The sequence below is a fragment of the Glutamicibacter sp. JC586 genome (genome assembly GCF_009805585.1).
Taxonomy (GTDB): Bacteria; Actinomycetota; Actinomycetes; order Actinomycetales; family Micrococcaceae; genus Glutamicibacter.
In genome coordinates this window covers 708,391-733,760 of record NZ_VHIN01000010.1, presented here as the reverse complement: position 1 = coordinate 733,760, position 25,370 = coordinate 708,391, and the positions used below count along the sequence as shown (strand labels likewise).

Annotated in this window: 20 protein-coding genes; 10 read left to right on the top strand and 10 right to left on the bottom strand. The window is 53.5% G+C overall.

Going from position 1 to position 25,370, the window contains the following annotated elements:
- The first annotated feature begins 1 nt into the window (after position 1).
- The 8 genes from FJV47_RS11345 (at position 2) to FJV47_RS11310 (ending at position 10,510) form a co-directional block, all read left to right on the top strand.
- Entirely contained in the window at positions 2-1,324 is a 1,323-nt protein-coding gene (locus tag FJV47_RS11345; RefSeq protein ID WP_159612990.1) for an MFS transporter, read from the top strand.
- Positions 1,325-1,541: 217 nt separating this feature from the next.
- On the top strand, positions 1,542-1,931 hold the full coding sequence (locus FJV47_RS11340) for a (deoxy)nucleoside triphosphate pyrophosphohydrolase (protein WP_159612988.1): 390 nt from the start codon (positions 1,542-1,544) through the stop codon (positions 1,929-1,931).
- Positions 1,931-4,924 (top strand): DUF3427 domain-containing protein, encoded by a 2,994-nt coding sequence (locus tag FJV47_RS11335; protein WP_235026427.1) that lies wholly within the window; start codon positions 1,931-1,933, stop codon positions 4,922-4,924. The genes FJV47_RS11340 and FJV47_RS11335 overlap by 1 nt, the downstream gene beginning before the upstream one ends.
- 229 nt (positions 4,925-5,153) lie before the next feature.
- Complete coding sequence (locus tag FJV47_RS11330) at positions 5,154-6,206, top strand: nucleoside hydrolase (RefSeq protein ID WP_200831994.1); 1,053 nt, start codon at positions 5,154-5,156, stop codon at positions 6,204-6,206.
- Positions 6,207-6,325: 119 nt separating this feature from the next.
- The gene (locus FJV47_RS11325; RefSeq protein WP_200831993.1) at positions 6,326-7,132 is read left to right on the top strand and encodes an ECF transporter S component; all 807 of its coding nucleotides are present in this window, start codon (positions 6,326-6,328) and stop codon (positions 7,130-7,132) included.
- Between the two features lie 10 nt (positions 7,133-7,142).
- Positions 7,143-7,901, top strand: coding sequence for an energy-coupling factor transporter transmembrane protein EcfT (locus FJV47_RS11320; protein WP_159612983.1), 759 nt, complete (start codon positions 7,143-7,145; stop codon positions 7,899-7,901).
- Between the two features lie 2 nt (positions 7,902-7,903).
- The gene (locus FJV47_RS11315; protein ID WP_159612981.1) at positions 7,904-9,289 is read left to right on the top strand and encodes an ABC transporter ATP-binding protein; all 1,386 of its coding nucleotides are present in this window, start codon (positions 7,904-7,906) and stop codon (positions 9,287-9,289) included.
- A gap of 147 nt (positions 9,290-9,436) precedes the next feature.
- Positions 9,437-10,510 (top strand): alkene reductase, encoded by a 1,074-nt coding sequence (locus tag FJV47_RS11310; RefSeq protein WP_159612979.1) that lies wholly within the window; start codon positions 9,437-9,439, stop codon positions 10,508-10,510.
- 84 nt (positions 10,511-10,594) lie between these two features.
- Here the strand turns inward: FJV47_RS11310 and FJV47_RS11305 are convergent, their stop codons facing one another.
- The 9 genes from FJV47_RS11305 to FJV47_RS11265 all read right to left on the bottom strand — a co-directional run bounded on the left by FJV47_RS11305 (position 10,595) and on the right by FJV47_RS11265 (position 21,779).
- Positions 10,595-11,881 carry a type II toxin-antitoxin system HipA family toxin gene (locus FJV47_RS11305; RefSeq protein WP_159612977.1) on the bottom strand — a complete coding sequence of 429 codons (1,287 nt, stop codon included), beginning with the start codon at positions 11,879-11,881 and terminating at the stop codon, positions 10,595-10,597.
- On the bottom strand, positions 11,878-12,570 hold the full coding sequence (locus FJV47_RS11300; RefSeq protein ID WP_159612975.1) for a helix-turn-helix domain-containing protein: 693 nt from the start codon (positions 12,568-12,570) through the stop codon (positions 11,878-11,880). Before FJV47_RS11300 ends, FJV47_RS11305 begins: the two co-directional genes overlap by 4 nt.
- 513 nt (positions 12,571-13,083) lie before the next feature.
- Positions 13,084-14,328: a Fic family protein gene (locus FJV47_RS11295; RefSeq protein WP_235026426.1), complete on the bottom strand. Its 1,245-nt coding sequence runs from the start codon at positions 14,326-14,328 to the stop codon at positions 13,084-13,086.
- A 115-nt stretch (positions 14,329-14,443) separates the two neighbouring features.
- On the bottom strand, positions 14,444-15,286 hold the full coding sequence (locus FJV47_RS11290; protein ID WP_159612973.1) for a transporter substrate-binding domain-containing protein: 843 nt from the start codon (positions 15,284-15,286) through the stop codon (positions 14,444-14,446).
- A gap of 69 nt (positions 15,287-15,355) precedes the next feature.
- Positions 15,356-16,891, bottom strand: a complete 1,536-nt coding sequence (locus FJV47_RS11285; RefSeq protein ID WP_159612971.1) for an ABC transporter ATP-binding protein — start codon at positions 16,889-16,891, stop codon at positions 15,356-15,358.
- On the bottom strand, positions 16,884-17,735 hold the full coding sequence (locus FJV47_RS11280) for an ABC transporter permease (protein ID WP_235026425.1): 852 nt from the start codon (positions 17,733-17,735) through the stop codon (positions 16,884-16,886). Before FJV47_RS11280 ends, FJV47_RS11285 begins: the two co-directional genes overlap by 8 nt.
- Complete coding sequence (locus tag FJV47_RS11275; RefSeq protein WP_159612967.1) at positions 17,728-18,681, bottom strand: ABC transporter permease; 954 nt, start codon at positions 18,679-18,681, stop codon at positions 17,728-17,730. Before FJV47_RS11275 ends, FJV47_RS11280 begins: the two co-directional genes overlap by 8 nt.
- A gap of 1 nt (position 18,682) precedes the next feature.
- Positions 18,683-20,227 (bottom strand): ABC transporter substrate-binding protein, encoded by a 1,545-nt coding sequence (locus FJV47_RS11270; RefSeq protein WP_159612965.1) that lies wholly within the window; start codon positions 20,225-20,227, stop codon positions 18,683-18,685.
- 223 nt (positions 20,228-20,450) lie between these two features.
- Complete coding sequence (locus FJV47_RS11265) at positions 20,451-21,779, bottom strand: MFS transporter (RefSeq protein WP_159612963.1); 1,329 nt, start codon at positions 21,777-21,779, stop codon at positions 20,451-20,453.
- 196 nt (positions 21,780-21,975) lie between these two features.
- Between FJV47_RS11265 and FJV47_RS11260 the strand changes: the two genes are divergently transcribed.
- Positions 21,976-23,037: a 2,3-butanediol dehydrogenase gene (locus FJV47_RS11260; RefSeq protein WP_159612961.1), complete on the top strand. Its 1,062-nt coding sequence runs from the start codon at positions 21,976-21,978 to the stop codon at positions 23,035-23,037.
- A gap of 267 nt (positions 23,038-23,304) precedes the next feature.
- On the top strand, positions 23,305-24,681 hold the full coding sequence (locus FJV47_RS11255) for an NAD-dependent succinate-semialdehyde dehydrogenase (protein ID WP_159612959.1): 1,377 nt from the start codon (positions 23,305-23,307) through the stop codon (positions 24,679-24,681).
- A gap of 82 nt (positions 24,682-24,763) precedes the next feature.
- Here the strand turns inward: FJV47_RS11255 and bcp are convergent, their stop codons facing one another.
- Positions 24,764-25,240 carry a thioredoxin-dependent thiol peroxidase gene (bcp, locus tag FJV47_RS11250; protein WP_159612957.1) on the bottom strand — a complete coding sequence of 159 codons (477 nt, stop codon included), beginning with the start codon at positions 25,238-25,240 and terminating at the stop codon, positions 24,764-24,766.
- Positions 25,241-25,370: the final 130 nt, after the last annotated feature.

Sequence of the window (25,370 nt, the reverse complement as noted above, 5' to 3'; positions counted from 1 at the left end):
TATGTCTCAGTCGACAATGTCGTCAGCTGCCACAGTCAAAGGCACTGGGAAAGCGACAAAGATTCGCTACGCCGTAGCGTTTATGTTGTTCCTTACCGTAGTTATCAACTACATGGATCGTTCCAACCTTTCGGTAGCAGCTCCGCTGATTTCCGAAGAATTTGGACTGGACACTGCACAGCAGGGTCTGTTGCTTTCTGCCTTTGGTTGGACCTACGCTGCTATGCAGCTTCCCGGCGGATGGTTAGTAGACCGGGTTCAGCCCCGGTTGCTGTACCCAATTTGCCTGGTGCTGTGGTCTGTAGCGACCATCTTCATGGGCATGGCTGGAAGCTTCATTGCCTTGATCGTATTGCGTTTGGCGGTCGGTGGTTTCGAAGCGCCGGCCTACCCCATCAACAACAAGGTAGTCACCGCATGGTTCCCAGAACGTGAACGTGCCACAGCTATTGGTTTCTACACCTCGGGCCAGTTCATTGGCCTGGCACTGCTGACCCCGGCCTTGATCTGGTTGCAGCACGCACTGACCTGGCACTGGGTATTTGTTGTCACCGGTGGCATTGGTGTTCTCTGGGGTTTGATCTGGTTCTTTATGTACCGGAATCCTGTGGACTCGAAGAAAGCCAATGCGGCTGAAATTGAGTACATCCGTCAAGGTGGCGGACTCGTCGACCTTGGCAGCTCAAAGGCAAAGGCACCAGCTGCCAAACTAAACAAGGCTGACTTCGCGTTGGTCCTTGGACGCCGCAAGCTTTGGGGTATTTACATTGGTCAGTTCTGCCTGACCTCTACCCTGTGGTTCTTCCTGACTTGGTTCCCCACTTACTTGGTGACCTACCGTCACATGGACTACATCAAGACCGGATTCTTGACGTCGTTGCCATTCATTGCGGCCTTGGCCGGCGTACTGATCAGTGGTGTTCTCTCTGACTACATGCTCAAGCGTGGAGTAAGCCTAGGCACTTCCCGCAAGCTGCCAATCATCACCGGACTGTTGCTCTCCATGAGCATGATTGGTGCAATCTTCACCGACAGCACCGCACTGGTCATCACCTTCATGTCTATTGCCTTCTTCGGCAATGGCCTGGCTTCGATTACCTGGTCGTTGGTTTCTGCACTGGCACCGTCACGCCTGATTGGTTTGACCGGTGGCATGTTCAACTTCATCGGCAACCTGTCCTCGATTGCCACACCGATCGTGATTGGCTTACTGGTCTCGGCGACCGATTTCGGTCCAGCCTTCATCTATATGACGGTCATCGCCGCGATTGGCATCCTCTCCTACGTCTTCTTGGTAGGTAAAGTACAGCGCGTCGAAGGCTAAGACATACGTTTAATTGTTAAAGGCCACGCTTCGTTTTCTCCTAGAAGTCGAAGCGTGGTCTTCTGCGTCCAGCTGCGCCAATTAGCCATGACACTCGTTCGACTTTTCCGCTTCAAGGTGTTGTCTTGTCCGCCAGCCTGCAAAGTGTCCATGTTGGCAGATAAGATCACTGGTAACGGTAGTAGTCGATTAATGTATACGTCAGTGGGGAATTGGGTTGAAGAAGCAGATCAACGTTGTCGGGGCCGTAATCGTTCGAAACGATGAGATCCTTTGCGCGCAGCGCGGTCTTGGGGGCAGCCTCGGTGGCATGTGGGAGTTCCCAGGCGGCAAAATCGAAGCCGGCGAAACTCCTCGCCAGGCACTCGAACGTGAAATCCAAGAAGAGCTACTCTGCACCGTGGAGGTAGCCGATGAAGTTACCAGCACGACTCATGAATATGATTTCGGGATCGTGACTCTGACGACCTTCTATTGCGAATTAGTTGAAGGGGAACCGCAGCTGACGGAGCACGAAGCTACAAAGTGGCTAAAGCGCGGCGAGCTGGACACCTTGGAATGGGCTCCTGCTGATATCCCCGCCGTTGAACTCATTAAGGCGGCCTGATGTCCTCCAGCCTGGATATCTCATTCACCGGTGGGCTTTCCGGAGATGTCACCTATGGTTTTTTGGACGGCAAGAAACAGTCTCGTCGCCACCACCATCCACGTGTAGTCCTCAACGCGGACGGCAATACGGTTCTTCGTATTCTGCGCGAAGAGCTAGCACGATGCGATGAGTTCATTTTCTCAGTCGCCTTCGTGACACCTAACGCGATCGCAATGCTCAAGCAAGAGCTCGTGGAGTTTTCGGGCCGCGGCACGATCGTCACCTCGGACTATCTGGGATTCAACTCGCCGTCTGCCTTCAGCGAGTTACTGAACCTGACGAGCCTCGGCATTGATGTCCGAATCCACAACGCTGACGCATTCCACCCCAAGGGCTACATTTTTAGGTCAGCCGATGTGGTTACGGCAATGATTGGAAGCTCAAATCTTACGGGCAACGCCATCGTCAAGAATCATGAGTGGAATCTTAAAGTTACGGCAGCGAACGACAGTGACTTGGCCGGTCAGTTGGCTAACCTTGCCGGCAACCAACTCGCTGAATCTCAATCGCTGAGCCAAGAATGGATCGATCTCTACGCAGCGCAATACACCCCACCCCCACCGCGCAAGAGAATCGAAATTGCCAAGAAACTAGAGCAATCGGACGAACAGATCATTGATGAAGTCGCAGCAGGGCTTACCGAATCCAGTGGACTAGGTGGCGACATCAACTGGGCTGACCAGCTCATGCCGATTCTGCCCAACCAGATGCAGTCAGAAGCACTCAAAGCATTGGAGAAGGTTCGCCACAGCGGAGAAACGAAGGCCATTGTCATTTCGGCAACTGGCACAGGAAAAACAATACTGTCGGCACTTGAGGTGCGAGCTGCCCACCCGGAGCGGTTCTTGTTTGTTGTTCACCGCGAGCAGATCCTGGATAAGACGATCAAGGAGTACCGCCGTGTTATTGGAGGTGATCCGGAGCAGTTCGGCAAGCTAGCAGGAGCCTCCAAACAGAGTGACCGAAAATATGTTTTCGCCACAGTACAGACCCTGTCTCAATATTCGGTGTTGCAGGCGATTGAACCTGACGCTTTTGACTATGTCATTGTTGACGAAGCCCACCGAGTTGGTTCGCCGACCTACAAGAAAGTCCTCGGCTATCTGGAACCTAAATTCCTCCTGGGTCTAACCGCCACTCCTGAGCGTAGCGACGGGTTCAACGTATTCGAATTCTTTGACTACAACGTGCCTTATGAGATCCGCCTGAACCATGCTCTGGAAGAGAACATGCTTAGCCCGTTCCATTACTACGGGATAGCGGACGTGACACTTGACGATGGTTCCATCCGTGAAAGTTCGGATGATCTTTCGCACTTGGTAACGCCTGATCGAGTACATCACGTAATTGATGCTTTAAAGAAGTACGGCCAGGCGGGTACCAAACCCAAAGGTCTAATTTTCTGTTCCCGTAACGATGAAGCAAGTGCGCTATCAGCTGCTCTCAATAAGCAACAGCTGCGTGGAAGACAACTGCGAACGACCAACCTAAGTGGAGACGACTCTGTAGAACGTCGCGAGCACGTTGTCGCTCAGCTGGAATCTGGCGAACTCGACTACATTCTCACAGTGGATATCTTCAACGAAGGCGTGGACATCCCGGCTTTGAATCAAGTTGTGATGCTGCGGCAAACGCAATCAGCAATTGTCTTCGTCCAGCAGCTCGGTCGTGGACTTCGCAAAGCACCGATGAAGGATTATCTCGTTGTTATCGACTTCATTGGAAATTATGCCAACAACTACATGATTCCCATTGCTCTCTTTGGCGACGAATCTTTGAACAAGGAATCGCTCAAGGAGAAGCTAATCGCTACCGAGCAAGCTGGAGCTATGGCTGGCTTATCGAGCGTACATTTTGACAAGATTTCCCACCAAAGGGTTCTCGATTCAATTCGGAACACGAAGCTGGACAATCATCGGAACTTGTTAAAAGCTATGCAAGATATGCAGGATCGGTTGGGCCGAGTCCCAAAATTGTATGATTTTTATCGTTTTGAGTCAGTTGACCCTGTTCTGTTGGCAACGAGAGAAGGTAGCTATCCTTTACTGGTCCAAAAAATTTTGAAAGTTGATCATTTTCTCGACGAATATGAATTGTCTGCATTAAGGATGCTTTCTCGCGAAATATTACCTGCTAAAAGAATTCATGAGTTTGTACTTGTAAAGGAATTGTTAGGAGACGGAGTCGCTCCCTTAGGAAAAGTCAAAAGTAAACTGTCCGCTTTAGGGCTCAATGTGTCAGATCGAGAACTGACGAGTGCAGCTCATACTTTGACACTCGAGACTCACAACATAGTTGACAAGAACAAGTACGGTCGACCGTTAGGGGAGCTGAGAAACGATGTCGTTATTGCGGAACCTAATTTCTTGAATGCTTACAAGAATAACCCCGTGTTTGCTGATCAAGTTGACGATCTAGTTCGCACAGGTGCTGCAATTGCAGAATCCCGATACATCTCTGGGGATCCTTTCGTGACCGGTAGCCAGTATTCGTCTAAGGAGGTTACACGACTACTGGGGCTACCTCGCACCTGGGTTTCGACGTTGTTTGGCTACAAGACAGATTATGAAAATATGGTTTGTCCTATATTTGTGAAACTCGAAAAATCCGAAATGATTTCGGCCAGTATGGCCTATGAGGATGAACTTGTTGACTCAACTCATATGCGTTGGTACTCAAAGTCTAAAAGAACTCTAAAGAACAAAGAACTGCGTTTGATCGCCAACAACGAGGTTACGCTTCATGTTTTCGTGATGAAGAACGATGCAGAGGCAAAGGAATACTTCTACCTAGGGCGTGCCCACGTTGACGACGCGGTAGAGACTCATATGCCAGGTGAAAATATGGAACAGATCAATGTCGTTAGATTTGAGCTACGCTTCGAAAGTGCTATTGACACGGCGCTTTATGACTTCCTTACGCTGCGAAAGAACGCTATCGCCAGCCGTTGAAAATTTATCCTTCCATGGCTGTGGAACTGCGTAGAAGTTGCACACGTGATCAGCGTGTATCCAACCGGTCGGTTGGCGCAGGACAGATTGGCCGTTGAGTGCGCCGAAGCGTACAACGGCGGGCACGTCAGCGGTGCTGTCAGCGAACAATGCGAAATCCTGGAAAGCGGGAGTTGATCACTTTTAGGCATCAACGAAACTCAATAGAAGCGGGGAACAACGAATGAGGGTGGAGCGAATAGTAGTCGACAATGACACCGGGATCGACGATGCTCTTGCCTTGGCCTACCTCTGCTCGCTTGACCATGTGCAGATCGAAGCGGTAACCAGCACCCCAGGCAACGTCGACGTTGAGCAGGTCGCGGCCAATAACCGCGCACTGCTCAACCTCTGTGGAAAGCCAGAGGTTCCGGTACTCATCGGCGCACGCGAGCCACTCGAAATTCCATTGGTGACAACCCCTGAGACCCATGGCTCTCAGGGCGTCGGTTACGCAACGCTTCCAGATCCTGGCTCAGGTCCATCGGCAAGCAATGACGCAGCTGACTATTGGATCAAAGCGGCGCGTGCGAATCCCGGGGAACTGACAGTTCTCCTCACGGCACCCCTGACCAACTTCGCTCTGGCGCTGCGCCGCGAACCCAAGCTGCCGTGTCTGCTTCGCAAAGTGGTCATCATGGGCGGCGCCTTCTACTACCAAGGCAACACCACGCCCACCGCCGAGTGGAACACTCACGTAGACCCCCATGCGGCAAAGGAAGTTTTTGCCGCTTACACTACTGCAGCTGAACAAGGTCTTGAATCCGAGAAGCTACCTATCGTCTGCTCGTTGGATACGACAGAACGTTTCGAGATGCAGCCCGAGTTCCTAACCAAACTGGCCGAGGAAGCAGGCTGCGATGAACCAGAATTAGTTCTGGCCAGTGACGCCGAAGGAACGCTCAGCAAGGCTTCTAGTCCGTTAGTGCGCTACCTTTCTGATGCTTTACGTTTCTACTTTGAGTTCCATCGGCACTACGACCAGGGCTACATTGCTCACGTCCATGATTACTTTGCCGCCGGTGTTGCTGCCGGGACCCTTGATTACGAAACACGTCCTGCGACTATCGATGTCGAGACAGAATCACAATTACTATTTGGAACCACCATTGCGGACTTCCGTGGGCTATGGGGTAAACCAGCGAATGCGCACGTGGTCTCGCACAATGACCCACAAGCCGGCTTTGAAGAATTGGTAAGGGGCCTAGGCGCTCTGGCTCGTAAAGTAGCCACGGACTCTTAGCCGTTCAGAATGGTCAGCTAGAATTGTCAATTGGGTCGAGGTGACATAGACCCGCAGCTCGCGCGCGCCAGCATGAACTTTGGTGCGCAGTCATACCCGTACCTCAGGACTGCTTCATCATGTCATCAAATCTTCTCTTGCCCGAAGAAACTTCGTCGCAAACCCTTCGCCGCCGGATCATGGCCATTGCCGGAACCGTCATCCTCGTGGCCACCTATATTACCTTGATCACCACTCAGCCAATGGGAATCGTTGAAGGCTTAGGACAGGGCGTTGCCCTAGGTACCTTTGCTGCCTACCTGGTAGCAGCGATTCTGCTCTTGCTAGCCGTGTTGTCTGATCTCCCTGTTTCCACTTTGACTCTGATTCCAGTCGCCTTGGTCCTGAACATCATTCTTGGTCAGTTCGTTGGTTCGGTAATGATTCCTCTGTACATTGACTCCATCGGTACGGTCATCGTTGGTTTCCTTGCCGGCCGCCGCGCCGGAGCTGCCACTGGTGTACTGAGTACCTTGGTCTGGTCGCTGTTCGCTCCCACCGTTCTGCCTTTCGCAGCCGGTGCAGCACTTGTAGGTTTCCTTGCCGGAACCGCTGCACGCTTTGGCGCACTGCGTCGCATCTACTTGGCACCTATTGCTGGCGTTATTGCCGGTGTGTTGGTTGGTGTGGTCTCGTCGCCAGTAGCAACCTTCGTTTACGGTGGCACGTCGGGTGTTGGTACCGGTGCACTGGTCGCTGCGTTTAGTTCCATGGGTGATTCACTGCTTTCAGCAGTGACCAAGCAGGCGCTGATTTCTGACCCTGGAGATAAGGCTGTGGTCTTTCTGGTTGCAGCCATACTGGTGTATGCGTTGCCAAAGCGCTTGAGTGGTAGCTTCGCCTTTGTGCGTCGCTACAGCGTCTTGGGAAAGCGCGTCAGCAAGTAGTCGATACCCCATGTCCCGCACCATTAGTCTTCACCCGTTCACCATTCTGGCTGTTGCCGTAGCCGTCATTACCGTGACGACTGCCGCTAGCCAATGGTGGCTGAGCTGCACCGTCATAGGCCTGTGCCTGCTCATATCGGGATGGGCGGGAGACCTGAAGAAGTTGGCTGTCCTTAGCGGCGCCATGCTACTGCCAACGTTCCTTTCCCTGCTGTTGATTCATGGATTAATATCCAGAGATCCCGCACCTGCCATTGCACAGTGGGGGCCTATGCGCATTACCGTCCACGGGCTTGAAGTGGCTTTGTCTTTGGGCCTGCGTACGGCAGTCCTGGTCGTAGTTGGTCTGCTGTGTGGATTGCTCATTGATAAGCATCAGCTGGTAGCTGCCATTGACTTATCTCCGGTTCCTCCGCAGCTGGGATATTTGTTGGCGGCCACGTTGTTCTTGCTGCCGCAAATGGGGGAGAAACAACACCAGATCGGTGAAGCGCAGCAGCTACGCAAGGTGGGAATTGGCCGAGGGATCATCGGCTGGTTCCAACGCGTGCGGCTACGAGCGGTTCCGCTGGTTCTTGCTTCCATGCAGGATGCCCAAGACCGTGCGGTTCATTTGTCGGCACGCGGATTCCCTGCATCCGGACCACGCACGCGTTTGCGTACTGTTCCTGACTCATCGGTTCAACGTGGCATTCGTTGGGCTGCTCTGGTGTGTGCAGTGCTTGGGCCGGTACTCATCTTGGCGATTACACTCGTGGGGAGCCAGTAATCATGGACCGAAAACTCTCCGAACAGTCCACCGCAGTACTGGGGATGGACCTACACAGCTTCACCTATCTGGATAATCACGCTGCAGTCCTGCATGACATTCAGCTGGATGTACACCCAGGTTCCCTCACGGTCATTGCAGGACATTCGGGCTCCGGGAAATCAACGATCGGCGCCATCCTGGCAGGCTTACTTCCACGCCACGGCATGGACGAACTAATCGGATCTATCAAGGTAGACGAAACTCAGATTGAATTCTCTTCGTCTTCCACGCCGCGCATCGATGTCGCTCAATGGGCGAAGCATGTAGGCCTTCTGCCACAAGACTCAGGACACTACTTATCGGGCATTCGTGGCACCGTTGCTGAAGAGCTGGCCTTCTGTTTGGAAAATGCAGGAATGCCCAGAGAGCAGATGCTTCAGCGAGTCAACGACCTTGCGCAGAAGCTTTATCTTGAGCACCTGCTCGAACGCCACCCACAACAACTCTCCGGTGGCCAGGAGCGTCTGGTTGCCTTAGCTTCTTTAGCAATGAGTGAACCGGATGTCCTTGTCTTGGATGAGCCACTAGCTGGTCTGGATAAGCGGGCTACGCAGGTGGTCTCTGCGATGATCGATCTGCTTCGTGCCAACGGAACGGCACTTGTGGTGCTTGTTGATTCGGTAGGGATCTGGGCTGAAGACGCGGATGATCTTTGGCGACTAAACCAGGGGACTTTACACCGCGTTTCCGCTGCGGAACTTCTTCAGCGCACAGCGCCGTCGCTGCATCACCGACCGGTGGCTATAGACGCACAGATCTTACTGGAGCTGGACACTGTGCAGCTGTCATATCCTGGTTCATCTGGGCCTGCGGTGCGTAACGTGAACCTTCAGCTCCGTGCGGGCGAATGCCTTGGGCTGGCTGGTGCCAACGGCTCGGGTAAAACGACTGTGCTCAAGGCAATTGCGGGCTTACTGAAACCAAATGCTGGAACGCTGACACTGTCAGGGGAATCTGGGCTATTGCTGCAGAATTCTTCTGACCAACTCTTTGAACGTACCGTCCTTAGAGAAGTTTCCTTTGGAATTCCAAAGAAGAGTTCCGGGCGAGATCGAGTTCCGGAAGTTCTCGCGCAACTCGGCCTTGAATCCTACGCGCAGACTCATCCCTACGAGTTGCCGGCTTCGGCACGCAGGCTGGTCGCCCTAGCCACCGTGCTGATCCATGAACCGCAGATTCTGCTCCTTGATGAACCGACGGAAGCGCTAGATGAAGCTGGCGAAGCAGTACTCCAAGAGGTGATCGCATCGGTGCTGGATCGTGGGGGAGCGGTGGCGCTGTCTACGCATGATGAAACCTTCATGAACCGCGTTACCCGCCGGGTCATCCAGATAGGACAATCCTAAGCGCATTGAGGACTTCTTCGCCGGGCGAAGTTGTTCACCGAAAAATGATCCAGCTCATATTTTTTGAATGTGTGGAATAGATTCTCGGATTCGCTCGTTGTCCTATGCAACTGCAATTTTCCAATTCCACTTCAGGAGTCCCACCCCATGGATCTGTTCTCCCCACTAGAGCTCGGCGACCTTAAGCTGTCCAACCGATTGGTCATGGCACCATTGACCCGATCCCGCTCAGGCAAGGACGGCGTGCCCAACGCTGACGTTGTTGAGTATTACCGTCAACGCGCATCCCTTGGACTGATTGTTTCTGAAGGAACCTACCCAAGCTTCGCTGGCCAGGGCTTCGTGCGTCAGCCAGGACTGGTGACGGAAGAACAGGTTGCTGGCTGGAAGAAGGTCACCGACGCTGTGCACGGAGAAGGCGGTCTCATTGTCGCTCAGGTGATGCACGCAGGACGCGTCACCCACCCAGAAACCACCGGTGTTGACTACGTTGAGGCACCAAGTGCTATTGCCGTTGAGGGCGAGACTCGCACCTACACCGGTAAGTACGACTACCCGGTTCCACACGCGCTGGAAACCGAAGAGTTGCCACGCATCCTTGAAGAGTTTGTTGCTGCTTCCCGCAATGCTATTGCTGCTGGCTTTGACGGTGTAGAGCTCCACGGTGCCAACGGTTACCTGTTGCACGAGTTCTTGGCTCCAACCTCCAACACCCGCACCGATAACTACGGTGGTTTGCCAGAGAACCGCGCACGCTTTGTGATCGAGGTTGTCACCGCGGTAGCTAACGCCATCGGTGCCGAAAAGACCAGCCTGCGTATTTCCCCTTCGCACAACATCCAGAGCGTTATCGAAACTGATGCTGCAGATGTTCTTGCCACCTACACGGCACTGGCTGAAGGTATTGCACCACTGGGTCTATCCAGCCTGAGCATCCTGCACCATGATCCAGCTGGCGAATTGGTTCAGTCCATCCGTAAGGCTTTCGGCGGCCCAGTTATGCTGAACACCGGCTTTGGTGAAATTACCACCTACGAGGAAGCTGCTCGCGTGGCTTCTGAAGGCTTGGGCGAAGCTGTTGTAGTGGGCCGCGCAGCGATTGCTAACCCGGACTTGGTGCGTCGTTGGAAGGAAGAGCTTCCTCTGAACGAACCAGACTTCGCGACCTTCTACACCGAGGGCCCTGTCGGTTACACGGACTACCCTTTCTGGCAGAACTAGGGCTGGAAGACCTCTGATTTAGATACCAAGAAGCTACCTCTTTCATTGACAAACGAAAGCGGTAGCTTCTTTGTATCTAGAGGGTCACAAGTCGCGGTTTAGAAGAGTTTGAGTTGTTGCACATAGATGCTCGACTTTTGGATAAAGTTTGCCCGGCAGCTCACTGTCACCGATGGTTTCTGATTCATTTTCGAGAACTTGTGCCAACGCTACGGGCAGTGCGTACGTCATCGTACGCACTGTCATCCGTAACCACTCCTCATCGATCCGTGCCTCACGAGCAAATCTTGACCAATGTTTTGATGAGACTCGCCCGAACTGCCGCTCGCTGCCGATAGACATAGCGGCCTTCCGTAACCCATCCTTTTTTTGCGGAAAACCGTCAGCGTTGACGTGCTCGTAGGGTAATCCAGATGCAATGTCGTAGAACGGCGCCAGTTGTATACCGCCATCCGGAAGATGCAATATTGAGTAGTTTTTGGCATGTGCATCAGGAGCGCCTAAAAGGTAATTTCCAATGAGGCCTTCAACGAACTTTTGAACTTCAGTTTCAGGAGCGCGAGCTTGCCGAAGGGTCATAATGATTTTTAGTGCGCTGGGTCCTTTGCTCGACTCGTACTTATTTATGGGTAGCGTCGAAGTGGCCTGACAGAAGTCCTCTTGATGGATTCGATAGACGTTGTTTTCATCAAAGAGCCGATCGTACCGTTTGACGACAATCGCAGATTGCCCGTCGAACTGCATGAAATTGGTTTCTGCAACTTGCAGCCCCATGAGTCCTAGTGCCTTGAGACAAAGATGCTCATTGAGTGCTTGATCGCGAAAATCTTGGATTCCTGGCTTGAAAATGTGAGTTGTCGGTTCGCTGCCTGTGGCTTCATGCCAGCCATTCTGCCATCTCAGCGCAAATTTGCTTTGAGCCCCAGCTAGCGACCACCGTTCACGACGGACAGTCCAAGTTCCTTTGGGAGAAGAAGACAATGCCTTGATGCGCTGACCGATTTCCTTGTCAGTGCAAGGCACAAGCTCGCCTTGTGAGTCCAGGAACTCATCAATTTCATCAGGACGTACGAACTGCACGGCACCGGCGCACTCAAGTCCAATATGTTCCAGAAGGGCGAAGGGGTTCCTTGCCGAAATGCCAAAGTTATCAGCGAATGACTGGCGGACACCTTCACCTTCTGGAATTAGCCCTTCAATGAACGGATCTGTAATGGTGCGCGGGTAAGGGGCCTCGCGATAGGGTATTGTCAAAGATAATCTGGCTCTCCCTGATTCTTGCGGAATGAATCGAAACTTCCTGTTCCCAGATTGGTCCTGCTGAAGGATTCCGACCGGTTGCCCGTAGAGAAACGTCAGAAGTTCTTTCATTGGAGGCTCGAATCGTTGTCGTCAGTCCTGTTCTCGTGCTCATCGCCTGCATCTGCATCGAGACGTGTTTGATCAAATTCTTCTTCGATGTCCAGAGCAGTATTCGCGTCAGGATCTAAAGTAGAAGCATCTGAATGAGTCACTTCTCTTTGGTGGGGACGCCGCAAGGATGAAGCCGTGATCACTGACGAGGCAAGCTTCTGGAATGCAGATTCAGAGAGGGGTGATGCTGCAAGGTTCCGGAAGCCCGTCTGGTTTCCAAGTTCCTTGGCTAACTTTTGGAACGAGGACTCCCCAAGTGCCGAAGCGGCCAGGCTCTGGAATGCCGATTGGCTGGTGTTCGAGGACGCCAATTTTGGAGGAAAAGACTGGTTTGAATTTGTTGCTTTCTTTAGCGCATCCCTCGCAGCGGGAGAGAAGTCAGCCAACGATTGGTGCCGAGCATTATCTGATGGCTCGACTTGAGGTTCAGTATTGATAGAAAGATTTATTGAAATGCCGAGTGCGTCAAAGGTATCTAGAATTTTGCCGAGTTCAGCGCGCGTGCGCACTCCCTGCTCCAGTCCTATAAGCCATTTCCGAGAAACTCCCGCACGTTCAGCCAAGGCCTCTTGAGTTAGACCGAGTTTTATCCGCGCGTCGTACACAAAAGATCCAAGTTCCTTTTGGGTCGAAACTTCGCGATTCATGAGTCCTCCCATTGTGTACGTATTTACACATCAGGATAGGTGAATGTATGTACACAATCAAGAAAGTGAATGTACGTACACTTTAAGAAATGTGAACGCTTGTATACATTCTCAGATACTGGTGAACGTGTGACTAAGCCTCTGAGCCCAGATACCGAGGAAGTCTAAGAATTAGCGTCTCCAATAAAATCCTGCAATCGAGATCACGCGGAATCGGCGCCAGTGGCATTCGAAGCAGGAAGTAGCATTGCAACTTGTTGCTTTGACGGCGCAAGGAGGGCGGCTCGTTGTTTTGCACCAATGCGAGGACGTCCGGCGCACCTCGGTCGATCCTTATAGGCACGCTCTTAAGTGCGCAACCCTAAGAATCGACGATTTGAATATCGTCGGGAATCATATCCCACTGTAAATCTTGGTGGTTGTCGACGACGCTGCAGGCGGCTGACGGTTCATTGCCGTTGCGCCGGTCAGCCATATTTCTACCTCTCGCGGGGAAACGTCAAGATCATACGTTCACGCTGATCCGGCGGCTCGTCTAAGCGACTTTGCATATTCGTCGAGCACTTTAAGTACTCCACCATGTTGCCAGATTCGGTTTCGGTTGCGTCCCGATTTTTCAACCAAGACTCCACGTTCGGTCAGTTGACTTAGCGCCCGTTGAATCGTTGCATCGCCTAGACCAAGCTGATCTTTCAAGTAACGAGAGTTCACTACTGGTTGAGAGATGAGCCGAGGAAGAATTTTCCAGGCAGCTGAACTGGAACGTAGGCCTGCCAACTTTGTAGCTGATTGATCTATTTGGGTGACAAGTGAGTCGATCAGATCCTTTCCTGTGTTGGATGCGAATATTGCCGCGCTGGTAAAGGTGTCAATAATCGGCGCTGCGTTTCCTATGCGGAACGCTTTCAGTGCGTCAAAGTATGCACTCGTATTTCGTAAGATTCCCGCTGAGATTGGTGCGGTGGTGTACTGGGTAACACGGCGGCTGCGGAGCACGCTATGAACAAGTGCACGTCCCGTTCGTCCGTTTCCGTCCACGAAAGGATGGATAGTTTCAAATTGGGCGTGAGCTACTGCCACTTGAATGATCGCTGGCAGATCGGTGCGAGAAATGAACTCAACAAGATCTTCTAGGGCATCGCGCACCTGCTCGTGTTGCGGTGCGACGTAGATGGATCCGCGCGGTCCAGCAGTATCCGATCCACCGATCCAGACGAGCTCGTCCCGAATTTTTCCGGCTTCATCTTCCATACCAGCTTGTTGATTCATCAGGCTCTGATGCATTGAGAGAATGCTATCGAGACTGATGTTTTGGGCGAGATGGAGTGCAGATTCCATGGCATGGACGTTTCCCACAACGGTACGGGCGTTCGCCTTATCGCCTTCATTCAGTTCTGCCAGCGCAAGCTGGCGAGCTGTCGTCGTTAGCTGCTCAATTTGAGAGCTTGAGGAGCTTTCGGTTCTGAGTAGAACACTGGACATTGGACCTAGCTCGGGACTGTCGTTGCCTAGTTTCAACAATGAGTACACGTCGAAGTCTTGGAGAGCATGCAGGGCTTCTTCCAGCGAGGGGAACTTCAAGTCCTCTGGCTGAGGCGACCAGTCGGCAATGCGTGCTGGTATAGCTGACTTGTAAGTACCGGTTTGCCGCTTCACTTCAGCATTGCTGAAAATGTGGGGATTTGAAGGCTGCCAGGACAGTTCTTGATATGTCGTGGCAGGGACGCTGATCATCGGGTCTGCAGCGAGAGGTTTCACCAAGACGTCCTCCAAAGTGATAGTAAGATTTATCTTACTATCACTTTCTAAGAAAGTGATAGTAAGGATTTCTTTACTTTCACTTTCTTCTGCGCAGATGTACGGGTCCTGCCAGCTATCCGAACCAAGGCTTTTCAGCAGCCTTCAATGTCCCGTCATGCTTGGACATGTTCAGCCACTGATTGACGTACTCCTGGAACTGATCATCGCCCAATGGTAATAAGTACGCTTTCTGCGAGAAATTGAACGGCTTATCAGGGTGAACCGCACAGAGCTCCGGATGCTCATGGGCCACCCAACGAGTTTCTGAAGCATCAGTAGTCATCACGTCTGCACGCCCAGCGATGATCTCATCAAAAATCTTGTTGTTGTCTTTAAAGCGAATGATCTCGCCTTTGGGGTAGTTCGCGTCAGCGAACTTCTCATTGGTTCCACCGATCGGGGTAATGGACCGTACCCCTGGCTGGTTAATTTCTTTGATGGTGTCGTACTTGTCCACGTTTTCACACAGGGTGATTGGAGTCTTACCCTCATCTAGGGTGGCTTCGCTGTAGTAGGCCTGCTGGGAGCGTTCAAGGGAAATCGATACTCCACCCACCGCGATGTCGCACTTGGAAGTGAAATCAGGCATCAGATCTTTCCATGTGGTCTGCACGAATTCGGCCTCAACTTCCAGAGACTTCGCTAGGTTCTTAGCCATGTCGATATCAATACCGGACCACTCTTTAGTCTTCGGATCTAAATAGGTGAATGGACGGTAATCACCGGTGGTGCAGACCTTGAGCTTTCCGGAATCGGTAATGCTGGTCAGCCGTGACGCTGATTCTTGGGTTTCCACGTTGCTGTCCTCGGTGGGCGACTCGGGTGCGGTGCAGCCAGCTGTGAACAGAAGTGTTCCTAGAGCAAGCACGGACGCGGAACGGATGAATGACGGGATCTTCTTTGAACTGTCGGTCATAGCCATCAAACCTATTCGTTCCCTACTCAAGGGCACAAGAGATCTGACTTTTCTTACGTTCTGGAAAACCTAGCTGACTTTGCGCACTGCTGATGTAGCGTCCAATGCAGCCACAAGATCTTGGCTGTGCTGGTGTAGGGGAGCATTCAAGAAATCGGTCAGTCGGCGGTGCTCAACTAGTTCACCTTCAAAGAAGACTGCGACGTTATCGCTGACGTAGCGGATCACGTCCATGTCGTGGGAAATGACAACGAGGCTTAGCCCCATCTTGTCTCGCAACTCAAGCAACAGGTCAAGGATGTGGCGCTGCGCTACCGAGTCCAGTGCAGAGGTCGATTCATCACAGATCAATACCTGAGGTTCAGTTAATAGTGCGCGCGCGATGGCCAGCCGTTGCAGCTGTCCGCCAGAGCACTGGCTCGGACGGCGGTCCAAGAGTTCTTCGGGTAGACCTACCTGCGTTACGGCCTGCTTCATGCGTTCTCGCCCATCAGCTTCCGACAGTCGGTGTACCGCCGCGCTCATGCTGGTTCGAATTGTTAGCCGCGGATCAAAGGAGGAGAACGGTTCCTGAGCAATGATCTGCACCTGGGTAGGAACATCATCGTGCTGGTTGATGATCTGACCGGTAGTTGGCTGCTCCAGTCCGGCAAGCAATCGAGCGAACGTGCTCTTACCCGAACCCGAGCGGCCCACTACACCCAGTACCTGGCCACTATGCAAGCGCAGTGTGGTTGGATTCAATGCTGCTTTTCCCTTGGCCCGACGGGTGTAATTTTTGCTGGCACCCGCGGCTTCCAACAGGCAGACAGAGTCGCCGGCACGAGGCGACCTGATAATTGGCAGACTAGCTTCAATAAGCTCACGCGTCTTGGCATGACGATCTTTAGAGAACAATTGCGCGGTAGGGCACTGATCAACAATTTGTCCCGCGCTGACCACCACAACGCGGTCGGCAATGTGTTGGATACTGGCGATGTCGTGGGTAATGAAAAGGACACCTACGCCGCGCTCTTGCTGCTTATGGCGTAAGAGTTGCAGTACTTCAGCCTTGAGAATTGAATCTAACGAGGAGGTCGGCTCATCAGCCAGAATGAACTCCGGGTCACCAGCCAAAGCTATAGCCAACATGGCACGTTGAGCCATGCCACCGGAGAGTTGATCTGGTCGCTTGGCAGCGATGTCCTTGGCGGGGGAGAGCCCCACTTCTTCTAGCAAGGAAAGTATTTGCGTTTCGTGCGCCTTGGCTTTACCCCACCCATGAGCGCCCATAGCTTCTAACAGGTGAGCGCGAATGGTCATGCGAGGATTCATGACCCGCTTTGGCTGCTGGAACAGCATGCTGATCCGCCCACCACGCACAGCGTCCATTTCCTTGTCGCTGAGCTGATCCAGGCGTTGACCGTCAAGGAGAATCTGCCCCTCTGCGCGTAACTGATCGGGTAGTAGACCCATGATTGCTTTGGTCAAAAGAGTCTTGCCTGAACCTGAACGTCCCACCACAGCAACGAGCTCACCTGCTCGAAGAGCACCGCGAGCTTCAGAAAGTAACGATTGTTCTCCAGCGCTCACACTGAGATCGGTGAACTGAAGTTCTTTAGTCATGGATTTCCACCTCGGACTCCGTAGCCAGCACGTCCTCTCTACCGAGTACGTGGGTAATTCGGTTACCCACCAAGGTGACACAGAAGCTGACCAGGAAGATTGCAGCGCCCGGAGCGATCATGCCCCACGGGGAGCGAATGGCGTGAGGTTGAGCCTCGGCCAACATGGAACCCCAGTCAGATTGAGGTGGTTGAACGCCGATGCCGAGGTAAGACAGGGAACCGAGCAAAACCAACAACAGTCCAAAGCGCAGCGCCGCCTGGGCCAAGACTGGTCCCGCAACAAAGGGCAGAACATGGTGGCGCAGGATGAACCAGCGTGAGGCGCCTACGTGTCTTGATGCTTCTACGTGATGAGTAGACAAGACTTGCGCAGCCATGGAACGTACTAGCCGTGCTGTTGGAGTCCAAGAAACCACGCCCACCGAAAGGACCATGGTGAAGAATCCTGGACCCATTACCGCGATGATCAGCAATGCGATGACGATTTCAGGTAGCGCCAACAACAGGTCGTTGATGCGCAGGAACATTTCGTCTATCCACCCGCCGCGCAAGGCACTGAGCAGTCCGAGGACCGTTCCTACGACTAGCGAGAAGATGGTGGTGATCAATGCTACGGATAGTGAGAACTGCCCGCCGTGCAGTACACGGCTCAGGGTGTCGCGGCCCAAGGCGTCCGTGCCCAAAGGGTGTGAGAACGAAGGGCTCTGCAAGCGCTCCGCCAAGCTTTGAGTATCTGGATCATAGGGAGCGATCCATGAGGCGGTGATGGTCACGAGCGCTATAGCTAACAAGATGAAGGCAGGTGCAGACAGCAGAATCTTGGAGACATTGTTCTTAGCCATGTCGAACACCAATCCTCACATTCGGATCACTGAGCTTGTGCACCACATCGATGATGCCGGTGGCTAATACCGCGCAGGTCACCACGACCACCACTCCGCCTTGGGCTACTGGAATATCCGCATCGGTAATGGCGTCAAAAATCAATCGGCCCATACCGGGGATGGCAAAAATGACTTCCACAATGACTGATCCTCCGAGCAACCCAGCAAACCAGACACCCACCATGGTCCACAGTGGAAGCAAGCCATGAGGTATCACGTGGCGGATTAGCGCTTGGGTTCGGCTCAGACCCCGGGCTCGGGCAGCCAGCACATGTTCTGAGTCCACCGCTTGGTGCACACCGGAGCGCACCGCGACGGTGAAGAAGCTGATGGGGCGCAAAGAAAGAATGAAGACTGGCAACACCATGGAGGCGGGGGAGTCAAAACCTGCCGAAGGTAGTAGCGACCAGCGCACGGCAAAGAGCAAGACCAACAGCGGAGCCAATGCGTATTCCGGGATGGCAATCAATGCGTGAGTCGCCGAAGTGATGAGCTTATCGGGCCACGCCCCGGCACAGGTGGCGGAGAGGACGCCAAGAAGTATTGATACAAGAACCGCCACCAAAAGCGCGGTACCCGCCAGCGATAGCGTGACACCAATGGCTGGTAGCACCTGATCCGCTACCGGCGTTCCACTGATGTAGGACAGGCCCATATCCCCGCTAAAGAACTGTCCCAGCCACCTACCAAACTGCACCAGCATCGGATCATGCAGACCAAACTGATCCGCGTAGGCCTGCACTGTGGCTTCATCGGCTTCACCAATATCCATTCGCGCGCGCAGCAAGGACCGCACGGGATCCCCCGGCGAGACAAACGGGACCAAGAATACCGCGAAGGATGAAAGCAGAACTGCTGCGCCGAGTCCTACAACTCGGCGTAGCACGGTGGTTAGTGGTGACAAATTACTTGGTCTTCGCTAGATCCTTGGTTAGCACGTAGCGGGTCAACGGATCCTGCACGTAGCCCTGTACCTGATTGCCTACGCCATCGATAGCCTGCTCGTTGACCAACCACACGTTGGCTGCGTCTTCGGCCAGGATGTCGCCAGCCTGACGGTACAGATCATTGCGCTTGGTCTGGTCATTTTCTGTCAGAGCTTCAGAAATCAGTTTGTCGTAGTCCTTGTTGCAGTAGTGGCTCAAGTTGTAGCCACCCTCGCAGGTGTAGTCCGCCTGCAGGAAGCCGATAGGGTCAGCGATATCAATCATGCGGTTACGCTGGCTGAGGATCATGTCGTACTTGCCAGCCAGTACATCAGGCTCTACAGATCCGTAGGACTTGGTCACCACGTTGGCTTTCAAACCAATCTGCTTGAACTGCTCTTGGATGATGGCACCTACGCCAGCAAATTCAGCACGCTCGGTGATAGCAATGATCTCCAAAGGCTTGTCCTGCTTGTAGTCGGAGGCCTCAACAAGCTTCTTAGCTTCTTCGATGTTGACTGCGGGCACTGCCAAATCAGAGTTGGCCCACGGCTCGCTCGGTGCAAAAGGACCTGTGGCAGGCTGGGCTGCCCCTTCATAGATACTCGCTGCCATCGCTGGAAGATCCAGAGACATGGTCGCTGCCTTGCGCAGGTTCACGTCATCGAAAGGTGCGCGTGAATTGTTCAAGTACAAGGTCGAGGTACGTGGGGAGTCAGCCTTGAGCACACTGATCTTGCTGTCGGCCTCCAAGGTAGCTAAGGAAGTGGCTGGAATAGACATGGAGATATCGGCTTCACCGGTCTGCACCTGAGTGGCGCGGGTGGCGCCTTCGGTGATGTAGCGGATCTCGCCACCGGCCAGTTTCACGTCTCCGTCCCAATAGTTCTCATTGCGGTCCAACGTCAAAGACTGACCCGACTTTTCAGAGACTGGGGTAAAAGGACCAGTGCAGTGATTCATTGGATCAATGCCCTTGGAGGTGTATGCCGCCGGGGAGAGCACGCCTGCGTTCACGCTGGCCATGCGGTAAGGCAACAGTGGGTCGGCAGCCGGGGTGGTCACCCGCACGGTATCGGCATCAACGGCTTCAACCTTCTTGATGGTCTTTGGATTCACCGCGCGTGCTGGAGCAGTAGCTTTCAAGACGTGGTTCATTGCGCTGGTGACAGCCTTGGCATCAAAGGCGGTGCCGTCCTGGAACTTCACGTTCTTGCGCAGATCAAACTCCCACACAGTATCCGAAGTCTGCTTCCAAGAAGTGGCGAGCATTGGCTCAACCTTCTTCTCGGTCTGGTCATACTTGGTCAAAGTTTCCAAGCAGCCGGCGATAGAGAGCACGTATGCGTCATCGCTTTCCAAGGCCCAATTAGATACTGGTGCGCGGAAGTTGGCGACAACTACCCGGGCATCCTTATCTGCAGTGGCATTGGATGCAGAGCTAGTGGAGGTTGAACTGCAAGCAGTTAACGCAAGGGCAATAGCAGCAAATCCTGCGGCTACGCGCAGTTGTCCAAGCTTCATGGAAGGTCCTTCGGCAATACGTGATGAATTGGCTTTGAAAGTATCAAAGCCTCGGTAAGCGTACCCTAATTCCGAGTCTTGCTACGAAGTGACTAATGGGTCTGAAAAGTTGCCTCGCGCAACCGAATCTTGGGTTGTGCCAGAACAGTATCTGAGTAGCGGAAAGTTGATGTTGGCTGTGGAGGTTTTGACTGGGTTTTGCGTTTTGTGTCGCAGCTCATCATTAGTGCCCTGCGGGAATGCTTCGGCGAACTACGCGCGCTCCAAACCAGGACGCCAGCAGTAGCGGGATGATCAAGACCAGCCACGGAAGGAAGACAAATGTCTCTCCGTGTTGGGTGATGGAGAGTGACCAGCCAAAGAGCATATTGCCCAGCAGTACCGCTAGCCCGCCACAACTGGAGAGCAGGCCGAAATAGGAACCGGCGGGATGAGAGCCGGCAAACTTTGGTACGAGGCTCAGCGCTGTTGGGTTCACGCTCATGTGTCCAAGAGTCATCAACGTGACTGCGCACAGGATCCGCAATAGTTCACTGCCAGCTCCGAAAATGGTGGCAGGAAGAAAAGCCAGCAGGCTAAAACCAAGGGCGCTGCACAGATAGCCAAGACGCAACATTGCGGCCGAACCAATGCGCGCTGCAATCCATGAGATCGGAAGCTGCAGGGTCAATGTCGTGATGGAAATCCATGCGAAAACTAGTCCCAACCATTGGGTGGGCGTGTTCTGACGTTCTAACTCTAGCGGGATCGCCAGATACAACTGGTTATATGCCAAAAGGTCCGCCGCATGTAACGCACAAAAGCTGAGGAATGCTCGGTCCTTGAGGCATTCACGCAGGCTGCCACGAGGTTTGGATACTTTTCGAAGCGTGCTTTCCATTGGCGCGCTCGCCGGTTCCGGGTTGCGCAAAGTACAAGCTAAGAAGATTCCAATGATGACAAAAAAGACGGCGCCAAACCCAGCGACCGTGGAAAATCCCCAACCCCACAGGGCCGAGCCAACCAAAGGCCCGGTTACGGCACCAATTTCTCCGGTGATGCTCAACCAAGCAAAAAGTGTGGCCCTACGTACCGGCTGGTGATCGCCCTGTTCACGGGCCACCTGGGCGGCGGCCACCAGAATGTTCAGTCCAGGAGAAAACAATGCGCCACCAAAACCGGTCAGCAATGTGCCCACAACGAACAGCCAAAGCACCGGAGCACTGGCCCACAATGATGCAGCTAGTGTTAAGAATCCGGCAGCGCGCACTGCACATCCGATGAGGATCATCTTTCGTGCGCCAAAGTGGTCAGCCAAGGTGCCTCCAGCAAGGAAGAGACCCTGCTGCGCAAACGTTCTGATTCCAAGGATGAGACCCACCGCGGTGGAAGCCAGCAGGAAATCATTGGTGAGTACCACTGCCAAGAACGGCACGACAGCGTAAAAGCCGATGTTGAACAGCGTTTGGGTTCCCAGCAGTACCGGAACTTCGAAGCGTGACGAACGAGTTTTCATAGACCTTTTAGAAGCGAGTGGAGCGCTGAGCTTGGCAAGAATCTCTAGCCAGTTCATTGATCATAACCAACTGTCACCTGCCCAGATACTTCTCAGCGCACACGAAGTAATGAAGCTGGTCTGAAGAACACCCTAATTTTTCGTTTGCAACCTTGTGCAACGCTTCCACCACGTGGTGGCTGAGCGTAACGTGAAGTTGTCAGGCAGTTTGATGTCGGGCGCGGACGCCAGAGAGCAAAAACGGGGAGTAAAAATGAAAGCCGCACGCTATTACGACCAAAAAGACATTCGCATTGAAGAGATTGAAGAGCCAGAACTGCAACCTGGGACGGTAGCTATCGACGTAGCCTGGTGCGGCATCTGCGGCACTGATCTCCATGAATATCTGGAAGGGCCTATTTTTATCCCACCTGCTGGTCACCCACACCCGATTTCCGGAGAAAGCGCGCCGGTGACCATGGGCCATGAGTTCTCGGGAACCATCACCGCGCTGGGCGAAGGAATCGATGATCTTCGGGTGGGCGAAAACGTTGTGGTTGAGCCGTATATCATCCACGACGACGTGGACACCTCTCAAGGACAGCAGTACCAACTCTCCAAGGACATGAACTTCATTGGACTGGGCGGACGCGGCGGTGGACTAGCCGAGAAGATTGTTGTGCAGCGTCGTTGGGTTCACCCCATCGGGCAAATCCCCTTGGACCAGGCTGCACTCATTGAGCCATTGTCTGTAGCTCACCATGCTTTCGTTCGTTCTGGAGCGAAGGAGGGACAAGTCGCCATTGTTGGTGGCGCCGGTCCGATCGGGCTACTTACCGCGGCAGTACTGAAAGCCAAGGGTCTGAAGGTCTACATTTCCGAGCTTTCCGAAGCGCGCAAGGCAAAAGCATTGGAAACTGGCGTCGCTGAAGAAGTCTTTGACCCGCGTGAAACAGACGTTGCCCAACGCGTCCGCGAACTCACCGGTGGACGCGGAGCGGACGTCGGTTTTGAATGCTCTTCGGTTCCCGTGGTGCTCGACATGCTCGTGGATGCGGTGGCTGCCGGCGGTGTTATCGTCAACGTATCCATCTGGGGTCACAAGCCCGCAGTGGATATGCCCAAGCTGGTCCTGAAAGAAATCGACCTACGCGGAACGATCGGTTACGCCGGGGATCACCCGGACACGATCGAGTTGGTGAGCAGCGGAAAGCTAGATTTGGCACCGTTCGTCACTGGACGTATCGGGCTCGATGGACTCATCAGTGAAGGTTTTGAGCAGCTGATAAATAACAATGAACATCACGTAAAGATCATCGTTGACCCAAGGGGATAGCCTCTAAGCTTGCGCCCCGAGCTCTATGCTCTGTTCTGCTCAAGTTTTCGGGGAGTAGTTCAAGGGCTTCGCTCGTCTTAACGGAAAGAACCTGAAGAAGACCAATTAGTCATAGCGCAGGATTGTGGGTGTCGACGTGGCCATTCGAGTTGCAGTGGGCTCGTGGGGATTAGCTCTGAGCGTACAGGCTTTGCCCGGGGTGTTGCGAATGGACTCCAACTGGCAGACTGACAGGTGGAACCATTCATGAGCGACCTCAGGAGCGATATGAGTACTTACGCAGTGACCAATCCTGCCACTGGCGTGGTGGAAGCAGAATTTCCTACCGCAACCGACGAGCAGATCAAGCAGGCCGTGGACCTTAGCGCTCAGGCCTACACCCAGTGGTCCGTTTCAGAACTCGACGAACGAGTAGCGCTGCTCAATCGCGTGGCCGACATCTACGAGACCCGCGCCGAAGAGTTGGCAGCAATTATCACCCGCGAAATGGGTAAGCCGATCGAGCAGTCCCTGGGCGAGATCAGCATTGTTGTGGCCATCTATCGTTACTACGCCAAGAACGGTCCGAAGTTCCTTGAAGATGAAGAGCTGGAGATTGCATCAGGTGGACGTGCGCTAGTCCGCAAGGAATCCGTGGGTGTATTGCTGGGCATCATGCCATGGAACTTCCCGTATTATCAGGTGGCCCGCTTCGCGGCTCCAAACCTGATGAACGGCAATACGATCCTGCTCAAGCACGCACCGCAGTGCCCGGAGTCGGCTGCTGCGATGGAGCAGATTTTCCATGAGGCCGGCGCTATTGACGGTGCCTACGTCAATATCTACGCCACCAACGACCAGGTCGCTGACATCATTGCTGACCGTCGGGTGCAGGGCGTTTCACTGACCGGTTCGGAACGTGCCGGTTCCGCGGTTGCTGAAATTGCAGGACGTAACCTGAAGAAGGTCGTACTGGAACTCGGTGGTTCGGATCCATTTATCGTCTTCGACGATGCCGACATCGCCAAGACCGCCAAGCTGGGCCTGCGCGCACGTTTCGGCAATACCGGTCAGGCCTGCAACGCGGCCAAACGATTCATCGTTGACTCCTCGGTCTATGAGGACTTCTCCTCGGCCCTGGTTGAACAGGTCTCCGGCATCAAGGTGGGAGATCCAACCCAGGCGGAGAACTTCGTCGGTCCACTGTCGTCCACAGCAGCTCGTGACGGTTTGGCTGAACAGGTGCAGGACGCGATCGATAAGGGTGCCACCGTTTTGGCTGGTGGTAAGCCCGTTGATGGTCCCGGAGCATTCTATGAGCCAACCATCTTGGCCGGGGTGACCGAGAAGATGCGTGCCTTCTCTGAAGAGCTCTTCGGACCTGTAGCAGTCTTGTACAAGGTTGAGAGCGAAGAGGAAGCTGTGGCGCTGGCCAATAATTCTGATTACGGTTTAGGCGCTTCGATTCATACTCAAGATCAGGAGCGCGCTGATCGTATTGCAGCACAACTGAGCAGTGGCATGGTGGCCATTAATGAACCATCCTCCACTTCGCCAGAGCTGCCATTTGGTGGTGTGAAGCGTTCTGGTATCGGACGCGAACTGGGTAAGTTTGGTATGGATGAATTCATCAACCGTAAGCTAGTGAAGATCGCCGGACGTTAAGTCTGGACGAAAACAGGCAGCGCTCCGATGAATTGATTTTCAGTTCATCGGAGCGCTGTTGTCTCACGCGTTCCTTAATGCTTTAGACGCCTAAAGATTTACGTAGACGAGATACGTGCCCCTTGGCATCAACGCAGTATTCAATCTGCGCAATGTTTCCCGCAGTATCAACAACCGCCGTGGAACGCAGAGTTCCCTCGAACGTCTTCTCGCCAAAGGTCTTTTCACCGTAGGAGCCGTAGGCCTTGGCCACGGCATTATCTGGGTCTGAGAGCAGAGGGAAGTTTAAGGACTCATCGCTGGAGAAGCTGGCTAGTTCCTCTGGCTCATCGGGCGAGATGCCTAGGACTGAGTAGCCTGCGCCGAGCAGCGAATTCAGATTGTCACGGAAGTCGCAGGCCTCGGTGGTGCACCCTGGGGTGGCAGCTTTTGGGTAGAAGTACACAATGACGTTCTTGCCCGCGTAGTCAGAAAGTGAAACGGTTTCACCTTCGGCGTTGCGCAATGAGAATTCTGGAGCTTTCTGGCCCACGGACAACGGAGCTGAGTTTTCCGCCATGGTTCCTACTTTCGTATTGTGGTATTTGCTTTTCATTCTATGATTACTTGCTGTCTACGGCTAGTGCTGCAAGGGAAACATCCAGCCATACGTAGCTCGTTCAATTGCTCCAAAAGCCCTGCCAATGCCA